At 58.3% G+C, this 13,865-nt stretch carries 13 protein-coding genes; 1 reads left to right on the top strand and 12 read right to left on the bottom strand.

Annotation, left to right across the window (positions count from 1 at the left end; translation table 11 throughout):
• The first annotated feature begins 479 nt into the window (after positions 1-479).
• Complete coding sequence (gene putA / locus FO014_RS19610; RefSeq protein ID WP_160030735.1) at positions 480-4,451, top strand: trifunctional transcriptional regulator/proline dehydrogenase/L-glutamate gamma-semialdehyde dehydrogenase; 3,972 nt, start codon at positions 480-482, stop codon at positions 4,449-4,451.
• Positions 4,452-4,671: 220 nt separating this feature from the next.
• Here the strand turns inward: putA and FO014_RS19605 are convergent, their stop codons facing one another.
• The 12 genes from FO014_RS19605 to FO014_RS19550 form a co-directional block, all read right to left on the bottom strand.
• Entirely contained in the window at positions 4,672-4,950 is a 279-nt protein-coding gene (locus tag FO014_RS19605) for a hypothetical protein (RefSeq protein ID WP_246168010.1), read from the bottom strand.
• Between the two features lie 211 nt (positions 4,951-5,161).
• Positions 5,162-5,344 carry a hypothetical protein gene (locus tag FO014_RS19600; protein WP_105231551.1) on the bottom strand — a complete coding sequence of 61 codons (183 nt, stop codon included), beginning with the start codon at positions 5,342-5,344 and terminating at the stop codon, positions 5,162-5,164.
• 284 nt (positions 5,345-5,628) lie between these two features.
• On the bottom strand, positions 5,629-6,384 hold the full coding sequence (locus FO014_RS19595; RefSeq protein ID WP_160030733.1) for a sulfite exporter TauE/SafE family protein: 756 nt from the start codon (positions 6,382-6,384) through the stop codon (positions 5,629-5,631).
• Between the two features lie 36 nt (positions 6,385-6,420).
• Positions 6,421-7,470: a cell division protein ZapE gene (gene zapE, locus FO014_RS19590; RefSeq protein ID WP_160030732.1), complete on the bottom strand. Its 1,050-nt coding sequence runs from the start codon at positions 7,468-7,470 to the stop codon at positions 6,421-6,423.
• Between the two features lie 176 nt (positions 7,471-7,646).
• The gene (gene tcyN, locus FO014_RS19585) at positions 7,647-8,399 is read right to left on the bottom strand and encodes an L-cystine ABC transporter ATP-binding protein TcyN (RefSeq protein ID WP_015672792.1); all 753 of its coding nucleotides are present in this window, start codon (positions 8,397-8,399) and stop codon (positions 7,647-7,649) included.
• A gap of 4 nt (positions 8,400-8,403) precedes the next feature.
• Positions 8,404-9,066 (bottom strand): cystine ABC transporter permease, encoded by a 663-nt coding sequence (tcyL, locus tag FO014_RS19580; protein WP_054306766.1) that lies wholly within the window; start codon positions 9,064-9,066, stop codon positions 8,404-8,406.
• Complete coding sequence (gene tcyJ, locus FO014_RS19575; protein ID WP_105231555.1) at positions 9,066-9,866, bottom strand: cystine ABC transporter substrate-binding protein; 801 nt, start codon at positions 9,864-9,866, stop codon at positions 9,066-9,068. The genes tcyL and tcyJ overlap by 1 nt, the downstream gene beginning before the upstream one ends.
• A gap of 120 nt (positions 9,867-9,986) precedes the next feature.
• On the bottom strand, positions 9,987-10,976 hold the full coding sequence (locus FO014_RS19570) for a D-cysteine desulfhydrase (protein ID WP_160030731.1): 990 nt from the start codon (positions 10,974-10,976) through the stop codon (positions 9,987-9,989).
• Positions 10,977-11,098: 122 nt separating this feature from the next.
• Positions 11,099-11,605, bottom strand: a complete 507-nt coding sequence (gene fliZ / locus FO014_RS19565; RefSeq protein WP_160030730.1) for a flagella biosynthesis regulatory protein FliZ — start codon at positions 11,603-11,605, stop codon at positions 11,099-11,101.
• A gap of 24 nt (positions 11,606-11,629) precedes the next feature.
• Positions 11,630-12,349: an RNA polymerase sigma factor FliA gene (locus tag FO014_RS19560; protein ID WP_160030729.1), complete on the bottom strand. Its 720-nt coding sequence runs from the start codon at positions 12,347-12,349 to the stop codon at positions 11,630-11,632.
• Positions 12,350-12,535: 186 nt separating this feature from the next.
• On the bottom strand, positions 12,536-13,597 hold the full coding sequence (locus tag FO014_RS19555; protein WP_160030728.1) for a FliC/FljB family flagellin: 1,062 nt from the start codon (positions 13,595-13,597) through the stop codon (positions 12,536-12,538).
• A gap of 55 nt (positions 13,598-13,652) precedes the next feature.
• A complete protein-coding gene (locus FO014_RS19550) occupies positions 13,653-13,832 on the bottom strand; it encodes a hypothetical protein (RefSeq protein WP_246168008.1) in 180 nt (59 codons plus the stop codon).
• Positions 13,833-13,865: the final 33 nt, after the last annotated feature.

Below are 13,865 nucleotides of genomic sequence, written 5' to 3'. Positions count from 1 at the left end.
AAACGCCGTCGGCGCAGTGCGTAGTCAATCTCGTTTTTGCCCGGTATTGTCAGACCGCTGGCTATCCTAGATGACCTTTTTGCCATTCAACAACACTTTTAACAACAAAGTTACACAAAGTTCACCCTGCGTCACATTTAACCAGGTTATCGGTTGCACTCCCCCTACGCACCCGTAGTTGCACCCCGGCAGAATAAACCATAAAAATTCAGGGGTGACCGGTTATACTGCATATTCCCCGGCAACCACTGAATAACGAGCAAAAACCATGCCGCTTCCTGCGGCCAAAAAATCGATTTAACTCACACTTCGTTAATCAGCCTGATTTAACAAGGTTGCACAAAGTTGCAACATGCAGGATATTGTCTGCCTTCAGACATACACAACATATTTCACGAGCCTATCCCCGCAGGCTAAAAGCGGCCCGGAATTTGTATAGCCTGCCGGGATAGGTTCTAAACACACAGGAGCTGGATGGTATGGGCACGACCACAATGGGCGTCAAGCTTGACGAGGCAACGCGCGATCGCATTAAAAACGCTGCACAACGCATCGATCGCACGCCGCACTGGTTAATCAAGCAAGCCATTTTTAATTATCTCGAACGTCTTGAGAGCGGTTCCGATATCCCTGAAATTCCTGCAGTTAATGCCGCCGGCAGTAGCGACGCGGACGACATTATGCCGCAACCGCAGGAAGAGTCCCACCAGCCGTTCCTGGATTTTGCCGAACACATCCTGCCGCAGTCGGTCACCCGCGCCGCCATTACCGCCGCTTACCGCCGCCCGGAGCAGGAAGCGGTGCCGATGTTGCTCGAACAGGCGCGATTACCGGCCGATCTTGCACAGGCCACCCACAAGATGGCCTACGGCATCGCCGAGAAGCTGCGGAACCAAAAGAGTGCACACGGACGCGCCGGCATGGTGCAAGGCCTGCTGCAAGAGTTCTCGCTTTCGTCACAGGAAGGCGTGGCGTTGATGTGTCTGGCGGAAGCGCTGCTGCGCATTCCGGACAAACCGACCCGCGACGCGCTGATCCGCGACAAAATCAGCACCGGCAACTGGCACTCCCACCTGGGACGCAGCCCGTCGCTGTTCGTCAACGCCGCCACCTGGGGGCTGCTGTTCACCGGCAAACTGGTGTCCACCCATAACGAAGCCAACCTGTCGCGCTCGCTGAACCGCATTATCGGCAAGAGCGGCGAGCCGCTGATCCGCAAAGGCGTCGATATGGCGATGCGCCTGATGGGTGAGCAGTTCGTCACCGGTGAAACTATCGCCGAAGCGCTGGCCAACGCGCGCAAGCTGGAAGACAAAGGCTTCCGTTATTCTTACGACATGCTGGGCGAAGCCGCGCTGACCGAGGCTGACGCACAGGCCTATATGGTCTCCTACCAGCAGGCGATCCACGCCATCGGCAAAGCCTCCAACGGCCGCGGCATTTATGAAGGCCCGGGGATCTCGATCAAGCTGTCCGCCCTGCACCCGCGCTACAGCCGCGCGCAGTACGAGCGGGTGATGGAGGAGCTGTATCCGCAGCTGCTGTCGCTGACCCTGCTGGCGCGTCAGTACGATATCGGCATCAATATCGACGCCGAAGAGGCCGACCGTCTGGAGATCTCGCTCGATCTGCTGGAAAAACTCTGCTTCGAACCGCAATTGGCCGGCTGGAACGGCATCGGCTTCGTTATTCAGGCCTATCAGAAGCGCTGCCCGTTTGCCATTGACGCGGTGATCGACATCGCGCAGCGCAGCCGTCGCCGCCTGATGATCCGTCTGGTGAAAGGCGCCTACTGGGACAGCGAAATCAAACGCGCCCAGATGGACGGCCTGGAAGGTTACCCGGTCTACACCCGCAAGATCTACACCGACGTCTCCTACCTGGCCTGCGCTCGCAAGCTGCTGTCGGTGCCGAACCTGATTTATCCGCAGTTCGCCACCCATAACGCCCACACGCTGAGCGCGATTTATCATATGGCAGGCAACAACTACTATCCGGGGCAGTACGAGTTCCAGTGCCTGCACGGGATGGGCGAGCCGCTCTACGAGCAGGTGGTGGGCAAAATCGCCGACGGTAAACTGAACCGTCCGTGCCGCATCTACGCACCGGTCGGCACCCATGAAACGCTGCTGGCCTATCTGGTGCGTCGTCTGCTGGAAAACGGCGCCAACACCTCGTTCGTCAACCGTATTGCCGACACCACGCTGTCCCTCGACGAGCTGGTGGCCGACCCGGTGCTGGCGGTGGAAGCGCTGGCCGCCAGCGAAGGTCAGATTGGCCTGCCGCATCCTAAAATTCCGTTGCCGCGCGATCTGTACGGCGAAAAACGCGTTAACTCCAGCGGTCTGGATCTGTCGAACGAACAGCGTCTGGCTTCCCTGTCCAGCGCCCTGCTCACCAGCGCCGCGCAAGAGTGGCGCGCCGATCCGATTATCGACGCCGACGCCGATCAGGGCGTGGAACAACCGGTGATTAACCCGGCCGAACCGAGCGATATCGTCGGTTACGTGCGTGAAGCTACCGAAGGCGAAGTCAGCCGCGCGCTGGACGCCGCCGCCGCCGCCGGCCCTATCTGGTTCGCCACCCCGCCGGAAGAGCGCGCCGCGGTGCTGGAACGCGCCGCCGAGCTGATGGACAGCCAACTGCAGAATCTGATTGGCATTCTGGTACGCGAAGCGGGCAAAACCTTTAACAACGCCATCGCCGAAGTGCGTGAAGCGGTCGACTTCCTGCATTACTACGCCGGCCAGGTGCGCGACGATTTCGCCAACGACAGCCACCGTCCGCTGGGGCCGGTGGTCTGTATCAGTCCGTGGAACTTCCCGCTGGCGATCTTCACCGGGCAAATCGCTGCGGCGCTGGCCGCCGGCAACAGCGTGCTGGCCAAACCGGCGGAACAGACGCCGCTGGTGGCGGCGCAGGCGGTGCGCATTCTGCTGGAGGCCGGCATTCCGCACGGCGTGCTGCAATTGCTGCCGGGCCTGGGGGAAACCGTCGGCGCGCAGCTGGTTAATGACGAGCGCGTGCGCGGCGTGATGTTCACCGGCTCCACCGCGGTGGCCGGCATTCTGCAGCGCAGCATCGCCGGACGTCTGGATCCGCAGGGGCGGCCGACGCCGCTGATCGCCGAAACCGGCGGCCTGAACGCGATGATCGTCGACTCCTCCGCCCTGACCGAGCAGGTGGTCACCGACGTGGTGGCTTCCGCGTTCGACAGCGCCGGCCAGCGCTGCTCCGCGCTGCGCGTGCTGTGCATTCAGGAAGACGTGGCGGAACACACGCTGCAGATGCTGCGCGGCGCGATGGCGGAGTGCCGCATGGGCAACCCGGAACGTCTGTCCACCGATATCGGCCCGGTGATCGACGCCGAAGCCAAAACCGGCATCGACCGCCACATTCAGACCATGCGCTCCAAAGGCCGCAAAGTGTATCAGGCGGCGCAGAACAACGCGCAGGATGAGAAAGAGTGGCCGCGCGGCACCTTCGTCAAGCCGACGCTGATCGAGCTGGAGAGCTTCGACGAGCTGCAAAAAGAGATCTTCGGCCCGGTGCTGCACGTGGTGCGCTACCGTCGCGCCAACCTGGAAGCGCTGGTCGATCAGATCAACGCCGCCGGTTACGGCCTGACGCTGGGCATTCACACCCGTATTGATGAAACCATCTCACGGGTGACCGAGCGCGCCAAGGTGGGCAACCTGTACGTTAACCGCAATATGGTCGGCGCGGTGGTCGGCGTTCAGCCGTTCGGCGGCGAAGGCCTGTCCGGCACCGGTCCGAAAGCCGGCGGCCCGCTGTACCTCTATCGCCTGCTGGCTAACCGTCCGGAAGACGCGGTGCAGCGCACGCTGGACCGTCAGGATGCCGAGCGCCCGATGGAAGCCAGCGCGCGTCCGGTCCTGCTGGCGCCGCATCAGGCGCTGGAGAAATGGGCGGTGGCGGAGAACCTGCGCGATCTGGCGCAGCTGGCGCAGCGCTATGCCGAGCTAGGCCAGGGCGGTACCGTACGTCCGCTGCCTGGCCCGACCGGCGAACGCAACACCTATGCCCTGCTGCCGCGCGAGCGCGTGCTGTGTCTGGCGGATAACGACGCCGACGCGCTGACGCAGCTGGCTGCCGTATTGGCGGTCGGCAGCCAGGCGCTGTGGCCGGAAGCGGAGCTGCAGCGCACGCTGTACCGTCGTCTGCCAAACGAGGTGCAGGCGCGCATCGCCTTCACTAAAGACTGGCAGAGCGATAAGGTGGAGTTCGACGCCGCCATGCATCACGGCGACGCCGATCAGCTGCGTATCCTGTGCGAGCAGATCGCCCAGCGCAGCGGCGCCATCGTCTCCGTGCAGGGCTTCGCCTACGGCGAAACCAATATCCTGCTGGAGCGCCTGCTGATTGAACGCTCGCTGAGCGTCAACACCGCCGCCGCCGGCGGTAACGCCAGCCTGATGACTATCGGCTGATTAGTTACCACTCGGTAAGACAAGCCCCGCTTTTGGCGGGGTTTCAAGACTGCTAACCAACCCCACCTTGTAAGTGGGGTTTTTCTTTTGTGGACAGCATCGATGATTACCCTGTTGAAAATCCGACTATCCATACCGGATAATCAAGCACTGCGCTCACCAAACGGGTTATCAGAGCGGTTTCATCACCCAACGCACCGCTCTTCGTTCAGGCTCAGGCTCAGGCGGTAGGATCGAGGCCCGATACTTTGGCAATCGCCAGCATGACGCCGCCAACCGCAATCATGCTCATCCAGATAAAATGCATCCAGTAGTATATCGTGATCCATCCTGTCAGCTCGCGAGGCAGGGACTGCATAAAGGTATAGGCATCAGCGGGCGCAAAGGTATCTTTTCCTGTTTTTATCTTTTTATTTTTCAACAAATTATAAAAAAACACGATCGGGAAGTAGCTACTGAAATAGCCAAAATATACAGCGAGTTTATTGAAATCGTTCATGTATAAACTCTCTCCCTGGTATACGGCAACGAGGCGTTCATACTTTTTGCGGTTTATCCCGAAAAAAATCATGGTAAGGAAACCAATAAAACAGGCCAAAAAAGAGAGTATTGCCCCGGTATATCCCAACATCAAAAGCATTAGCCACCTACTATTTTATAGATAGGATCACCGCCAAATTCACCGATCGCATTCCCCGCAGCACCGCCAGTCAGATAACGATCAGGATATGTCCGGGTTTCACCCAGGGCGTATCGGCATTAAGCTGCATAAAATAACGGGCGGCTTCGCTGCGTGGGTTTCTGAACAGAATATTACCTTGTGAAGAGAGCGTACCCGGCGTTTCAACGACGCAATAACCGGGCTCAATACGTTGACGGGGAGGAAAGGCCATTAATAAGACTCTTTGTCATAATGACGCCATAGGGGGTATGTGAGTGATGTACCTTAAACGATCTCTGTCCAAGGTTTCAACGATTACAATGGGCATATATCACAGAATGCAAAGCACAGAAAACACCAAGGAAAACAGCTGCGTGTTACGGTTTCAGCTACTGACAGCCCCCGCAATCAAGGAGAGTATGGCGGTAGAACGAATACCTGTGCGGGAGCGAGTTTTAACCATCAGGCGACTTTAATTTCAGCCCCGCCCTTATTGGTATGGAACATGGTCAGTATTCACAGCGAGGTGGTCAGATAGCGGAAGATCAGCATACTGCCCGACACCAGCAGGATCACATTAATCAGCTTCAGGAACTGTTCGCGCGACATGTTCAGCGTGAAATAGCGGCCAAGCGTGATCCCTAACAGCATGCCCGGCACCAGGGCTAACGCCAGCAGCAGCAGATCGGCATCAAAATAGACCCCGGCCAGCGCAAAAATCACCACGCGGGTCAGCGTGCTCAGGCCGATCAGCGTGGTTTGCGTAATGCGCATCGCCTCTTTGCTTTCAATCCGTCCGCTGAGGTAAATCGCGTAAATAAAGCCGCCGCTGCCGAACAGCGCGCTGAACACCCCGCCGAGCAGACCAAACGGAACGGAAGCTCTGGCAGAGAAACGGCGATCCGGCTTCAGCCCGCTTAATGCGTAGGCGGCATACAACACCACGAAAATCCCCAACGCCAGCAGCAGAATATCAGGCCGGGTTCTCAGCAGAATGAGCGCGCCGATCAGGCTGCCGGCGATCATCAGCGGCACCAGCCGTTTTAATTCCGGCCATTGTGCATTGCGCCCGTCGCGGCTCACATTGACCATCGCCGCGCACATATCCAACAGCGCCAGCAACGGCACGATTTTCGCTACCGGGATATACAGCGCCATCACCGGGCTGGCGATCAACGCAGTGCCGAAGCCGGCAATGCCGAAGATGACATAAGCCACCAGTAGTGCACCGGCCAATACCAGATAGTGGGAAAGCTGCAGTGCGTCTTGCATGTCAGTATCCGCCTAATTGTATGATCGTGGCTGGCGCTATGTCGCGGGCAGGTAGTGTTTCAGCTGGCTCAGGCGGCTGCGAGTGCGCTGGATATCATCCAGTTCGACGCCGTCGGTCATCACCGCCAGCGGATAGTCGCTGATCACATACAGCCGGCAATTCTGGTCGTAGAGCACGTCAATCACGTTGATAAAACGCTGCTGCGCCGCCGGAGACTGGGTCGCCAGCGCCGGAACATCCTCAATAATCCAGCAGCGGCAGCGCTCGCATAACGCCAGATAGTCCATCACCGCCGTAGGCGCCGCGCACAGCGCGGCAAAGGAAAAGTGCAGAACATCCCCGGCGGGAGAAAGCACCGCCAGGGTACGGTAACCGACCTCAAGGGCATGCAGCAGGCCGTCAGGCTCCGGCAGCCCGCACTCCCGGCGCTGCGCTGCATTGCCGGGACACAGATAGACGCCCTGGCAAAACGGCGTGCTGTCATTCGCGCCCAGCGAACGGTAGTCCTGGCCGCCGGCCAATGCGAAGATCTCCATATGCTGTTTTATCAGGGCGATCGAAGGCACAAACCGTTGGTGATAAAGGGGATTGGCTAACAATTCATCCGGTGGATAGTTGGAAGTCACCACCAGCAGGATTTTCTGGTGAAAAATAAAGTCCAGCAGGGGTTTGATTAACATTGCATCGCCAATATCGTGCAGATGAAATTCATCGAAACACAATAACCGGCAGTCGCCCAACTGAGCGCTTAATACCTCGGCTATCGGCTGCCCTTGGGTATCCTGCGCGGCAAGTCGTTGATGCAACTCGCGGAAAAAATGATGAAAGTGTACGCGGCGTTTATTTTTTATCGGCGCCGCGTCATAAAAAGCGTCAAGAATAAACGTTTTTCCCCGCCCTACTTTTCCCCAAATATAAACGCCGTCGCGGTGAGCGTGACCGTTCTGCGGATTCAGGTTGGCAGCAATCAGCGCGTTTAAGCTGGAAATAGCCTGTCGTTGATAGGAATCAAGCGTAAATTTATTCGCCCTGGCTTTGGTTTCCATGATTGCCGGAAAATCAAAAGGCGTCCCAATGCTCGCCATAGCATTGCTCCATGCATAACGGGCGGCATTGTCATCGCAATACCGGCCCTGTCGGTAATGTTATTTTTTAGTTAAGTGAAGGATAGAGCCTGCGTCCGCGCTTTGTTCCGCAGAATATATATTGTGTGATTGAATTCACAGCACGAAGCCGGGCGTATCAGCGCCCGGCGCTCTATTTACTGGTTAATAAACTTATCGAGGAACTGACGGGTGCGCTGGTGCTGAGGGTCGGCAAACAGCGCCTTCGCCGGCCCCTGTTCGACGATGCGGCCATTGTCCATAAAGATGGCGCGGTCGGCGACGTCGCGGGCAAAGCTCATCTCGTGGGTGACGATCACCATGGTGCGCTTCTCTTCCGCCAGCGCACGGATGGTGTTGAGCACCTCGCCCACCAGCTCCGGGTCCAGCGCCGAGGTGGGTTCGTCAAACAGGATCACTTCGGGCTGCATCGCCAGCGCGCGGGCGATCGCCACCCGCTGCTGCTGGCCGCCGGACAGCCGCTTCGGATAGGCCTGCTCTTTACCGCTCAGCCCGACCTTCGCCAGCAGTTCGCGGGCGCGCTGTTCAGCCTTGGCGCGCTCCTCACCCTTCACAATCACCGGCCCTTCGATGATGTTCTCCAGCACCGAACGGTGCGGGAACAGATTGAAGTTCTGAAACACAAACCCCACCTGCTGACGCAGCTCGCGCACCTGGCTCTTTTGCTTGCCGAGCGAACGCGCGCTATCGATCTCGATATCACCCACGCGGATGGTGCCGGAATCCGGCACTTCCAGCAGGTTGATGCAGCGCAGCAGCGTGGTTTTCCCCGAGCCGCTTGGCCCGATGATCGCCACCACCTCGCCGGAGTTCACCTCGAGATCGATACCGTGCAGCACCGTATGGCCATTGAATTTTTTCACCACGTCCTTTACTTCGATGGCGCTCATGGGCTTATTCCTTATCCTGACGGTTAACGTGCGACTCCAGACGGTTCTGCAGCGCGGACAGCAGCGTCGCCATCAGCCAGTAGATCAGCGATGCCGCCAGATACATGGTGAACACCTCCAGCGTGCGCGAGGTGATCAACTGCGCCTGGCGGAACAGCTCCGGCACCTGAATGGTCGCCGCCAGCGAGGTGTCTTTCACCAGCCCGATAAAGCTGTTGCCCAGCGGCGGCAGCGCGGTACGCGCCGCCTGCGGCAGGATCACCCGGCGCAGGGTCTGCCACGGCGACATGCCGATACTGGCGGCGGCTTCCCACTGCCCTTTATCGATCGAGGAGATGGCGGCGCGCAGGGTTTCCGACGTGTAGGCCGCCGTGTTGAGCGACAGGCCGATCAGCGCCGCCGGGAACGGATCGAACTCAATGCCGAACTGCGGCAGACCGTAGTAAATCATAAACAGCTGGGCAATCAGCGGCGTGCCGCGGAACAGCGACACGTAAATACGCGACAGCCACGACAGCGGCCAGAAATGCGAAAGGCGCATCAGCGCCAGCAGAAAACCGAGAATCAGCCCCAGCGCCATGCCGCCGAGGCTCAGCTGCAGCGTAAGTATGGCGCCCTTCAATAAAAACGGCGCTGAATCCAGCGCCAGTTGGATACTCTCTTGCATTATTTCGTTACGTCCGCGCCAAACCATTTGTCAGAGATCTTCGCCAGCGTGCCGTCTTTCTGCATCTCGGCAATCGCCTGGTTAATGGCGTTCAGCAACTCCGGGTTATTTTTGCGCACCGCCACGCCGGACTCCTGACGGGAGAACGCCGGGCCGGCGACCGCCAGCGTGTTACCGGTTTTCTTCACCAGATCCAGCGCCGCCAGGCGATCCACCAGAATCGCGTTGATGCGGCCTACGCGCAGGTCCTGATATTTGGTCGGGTCGTCGTCATAGGTGCGCACGTCAACGCCCTGCACGTTTTCGCGCAGCCATTGCTCATAGTTGGTGCCGAGGCCAACGCCGACCTTCTTACCCTTCAGGTCTTGCGGCTTGCTGATTTGCCCTTCGTTGCCCTTCTTCACCAGCGCCTGAATACCGGACACGGTGTACGGCGTAGAGAAATCATATTTTTTCTTACGCTCGTCGGAAATAGTGACCTGATTGATCACCACGTCGATACGTTTGGAATCCAGCGACGCCAGCATACCGTCCCATTTGGTAGGGCTCAGTTTGGCTTTAACGCCCAGATGCTGCGCCAGCGCGTTGGCGAAGTCCACTTCGAAGCCGGTCAGCTTGCCGTCTTCCCCCTGGAAGCTGAACGGCGGATAGGTGCCTTCCAGGCCCACTTTCAGCGTACCGTTGTGTTTTACCTGATCCAGCAGATTGTCTGCCGCGAAGGTGTTTGCACTCAGGCCGGTGGTCAGCGCCACCGCCATCATCCCCAGAACCAGCTGGCGTCGAACGTTAGAAAAGAGCATAGCTACCCCGTATAGAATGTTATCTTTTTTGATTTCAGGACTTTAACAGCCTGCATGGCGGTATAAAGGAATATTACCTAATAAATATAGTTCAGAATGGAATATCACCACACCCCCGGCCTACACCTGCGGGTGATAAGCGAACAGCGCCGGCGCACCGCCGGTATGCACAAACAGGATCGGGCCGTCATCGCGGAAGCGCCCTTGGGCAATGCCGTCGATCAGTCCGGCCATCGCCTTGCCGGTATACACCGGGTCGAGCAATAGGCCTTCCTGCTGCGCCAGCAGTTGCACCGCCGCCGTCCCTTCGTCATTCGGCATACCGTACTGCGGCGCGAAATAGTCATCCCACAGCGTAATCGGCGCCAGCGCCTGTTCCAGCCCCAGCGAACGGGCCAGCTCCTGCTGAATCTGTTCGACTTTCGGCAGCTGTTCTCCGGCGCGGCGTGAAACGGTGACGCCAATCAGTTCACTCTCCGGCAGTAGTTGCTGCAGCCCGACCGCCAGACCGGCGTGGGTGCCGGCGCTGCCGGAGGCCACCACCACGGAGCTGAAGGCAACGTCCTTGCCCTGGCTGGCGATTTCCAGCGCGCACTGCACATAGCCCAGCGCGCCAAGCGCGTTGGAGCCACCCACCGGCACCACGTAAGGCCGGAACCCCTGTGCTTCCAGACGCGTCGCCAGCGCCTCCAACTGCTGCTGCGGCGCGTGCAGTTCATCGCACATCACCACTTCCACGTTGAACAGATCCAGCAGCAGGCGGTTGCCGTTGGTCAGGTAGTTTTCAGCTTGAGTATTGATGGGATTTTCCAGCAGCGCCACGCAGTGCAGGCCAAGTTTGGCGGCGACGGCGGCGGTCTGGCGGACGTGGTTGGACTGGATGGCGCCGGCGGTCACCAGGGTATCGGCCCCCTGCTCGAGCGCTTCGGCGGCCAAAAACTCCAGTTTTCTCAGTTTGTTGCCGCCCAACGCCATCGGCGTGACATCGTCACGTTTAACGTATATTTCACGGCCAAGGTAGTCAGAAAGGCGGGACAGTTTCTCCAGCGGCGTGGCGGAGCCAACCAAATCGAGGCGCGGGAATTGCGCCAGTTGCTGTTGCAGATTCACAGCTTACTCCCAGTAAAGCGATATTAACGTCTGACAGCTAGGTGTAACAGAAGTGACGTCAATAATCACTTATTATCGATCGCGGGAGCGCCGACGGCCGCCCCGGGGCGACCGTCACAGGCTTAGTAACTCTTCTGCCAGGCAAGGTACTGATCGTATTTGCGCAGGGCAATGCGATAGTTGTTATGCCCGGCGCTGGGCAGGTCGTCAATCAGGTGATAACAGCAGCCGTTGCTGAGTTTCTCCGCCGGATAATTGCGCGCGCTCAGCATTTCATCCAGCCGCCGCAGGCGCACCACATATTCACGCACGGTGCTGTGGCTCATTTCGGTCTGTTCGAACAGATATTGTTTGAACGCCATAATGTCGAAGTAGCTCGGGTGGCTGTTGCAGGAGATTTCGCTGCAGAAACGGCATAGTGCGGTCAGCTCCTGCTGCACGCTCTGCCACACCTGTTCATCGATCGGCTGGTCCATGCGGGCGATGGCTTCTTTGTTGATGATTTTACCGCGAAACACCAGCGCCATGCGGTCCAGCTGTTTACCGCACTGACCGCAGTGGGTCTGAGTAAGTTTGTAATCTTTTACATAACGGCTCAGCGGCCGCTTTTTCAGTACTGTTCCAGACATAATGAGGGCTCCTGTTATCGCCGATCAATCATTAGCCAAACGAGCGCGCAGGCGTTTGATCGCCTGGCTGTGTAATTGACTGACGCGTGATTCGCCAACGTCCAGCACCGCGCCAATCTCCTTCAGGTTCAACTCCTCCTGGTAATACAGCGTCAGCACCATCTTCTCGCGTTCCGGCAGGGCTTCGATGGCGTTAATCACCCGCTGACGCAGGTTGCCCTCCAGCAGTTGCTGCAACGGGTTGGCCTCTTCATGCCCTTCCAGCATCAGTTCGGCACTTTCCCCCTGCTCCTCCCGCCACTCGTCGTAGGAGAACAGCTGGCTGTTATTGGTATCCAGCAGGATCTGACGGTAATCGCTGAGCGAGATATCCAGCGCCTGCGCCACCTCCAGCTCAGCGGGCGGACGCCCCAGCTGCTGCTCCAGCCGCTGCATCGCCTGGGCCACTTCGCGGGCGTGACGCCGCACGCTGCGCGGCACCCAGTCGCGGCTGCGCAGCTCATCAAGCATCGCGCCGCGGATGCGCTGCACCGCATAGGTGGTAAAGGCGGTCCCCTGCAGTGCGTCGTAACGTTCGACGGCGTTCAGCAGCCCGATGCCGCCGGCCTGCAGCAGATCGTCAAGCTCCACGCTGGCGGGCAGCCTGACCTGCAGGCGCAGCGCCTCGTGGCGCACCAGCGGAACGTAGCGCAGCCAGAGAGAGTTTTTGTCCATCACGCCTTCGGCGGTATACAGATCGCTCACTATGTCTAAAACCTGCGGGTAAAGGAGTCAGCGCTATTATCCGCAGCGGCGGTAATGACAATCGGCGGAACAGCCGTAAAAAACAGGCCTTATTTACCCCATGCGGCGAAACGCCGGCGCACGGGCATAAAAAAACCCCGCCGTGGCAGGCGGGGTGGTAAGCGACGGTTAATCGGAGAGAGGTGATTAACGCAGCAGAGACAGTACGTTCTGAGTCGACTGGTTTGCCTGCGCCAGTACGGTGGTGCCGGCCTGTTGCAGGATGTTGGCGCGGCTCATGTTGGACACTTCGGTCGCGTAGTCGGCATCCTGAATACGCGACTGGGAAGCGGACAGGTTGTTGACGGTGCTGTTCAGGTTGTTGATCACAGAATCGAAACGGTTCTGTACCGCACCCAGGGAAGAACGCAGTTTATCAACCTGAGACAGCGCTTTGTCCAGGGTATCCAGCGGCGTTTTCATGGTGACGGCGCTGCCGCCTTCGGTGACTTTGCCGTCTTTATCCACGGTCGCTGATGCGTAGGTTTTCTCACCGGTAGTTTTATCGGTAGTTTCAACGAACATGGTGTCTTTACCGTCCGCGTCCTTACCGGTGATCAGAGTCTTACCTGCTGCCAGACCGCTCTTCGCCGTATCCGGGTCATAGCTGACATCTTCGCCGGTAGACGCCTTGATGGTGGTGCCCTTGGCGACTTCGCTGCCCGCGGTCGGGCCTTTAACCGTCACGTCGAAGCCATCCAGTCCCAGCTGCTTGGCGTCAATCTTTTGCAGATCGATATTGATGGTTTCGCCGTCGTTCGCACCAACCTGAATGGTCAGGGACTGATCTTTGCTCAGCACTTTCACGCCGTTGAAGTCAGTTTGCTCAGAGATGCGGTTGATTTCAGACAGACGTTGGGTGATTTCGTCCTGGATGGACTTCAGATCGCTGTCAGAGTTGGAGCCGTTCTGCGCCTGTACGGTCAGGCGACGGATGTTCTGCAGGTTGTCGTTCACTTCATTCAGCGCGCCTTCGGTGGTCTGCGCCAGGGAGATACCGTCGTTGGCGTTGCGGGACGCCTGAGTCAGGCCTTTGATGTTGGCGCTGAAGCGGTTGGAGATCGCCTGACCGGCCGCATCATCCTTCGCGCTGTTGATACGCAGGCCGGAAGACAGACGCTCGATCGCCGTACCCAGAGAAGACTGAGATTTGTTCAGGTTGTTCTGCGCCATCAGCGACAGGCTGTTGGTGTTAATTACTTGTGCCATAGTGTGAGTTTCCTTACGAATCAGTATGAATGCACAGTGCCATTCATATTCACAATTAAAGGTTCGGGCTGTTGCCCACGGCGTCAATCACCGTCCACTCAGGTATCGGCGCTGCCCTTGCAACCTTTAGATTTTTTTTATTTTTTTTTCGTGCCAGCACAATGGCGTAAATAACACGCTTTTTCCCTCTTCTATTGCGCCATCGGTTTTTGCTTTTTTGCGTAAACTTTTTCATCGCTGGGCCGATAACGCAGTAAGCGAATACATC

The organism is Serratia rhizosphaerae (assembly GCF_009817885.1).
GTDB lineage: Bacteria > Pseudomonadota > Gammaproteobacteria > Enterobacterales > Enterobacteriaceae > Serratia_B > Serratia_B rhizosphaerae.
This window is presented reverse-complemented; position numbering and strand designations above follow the sequence as displayed.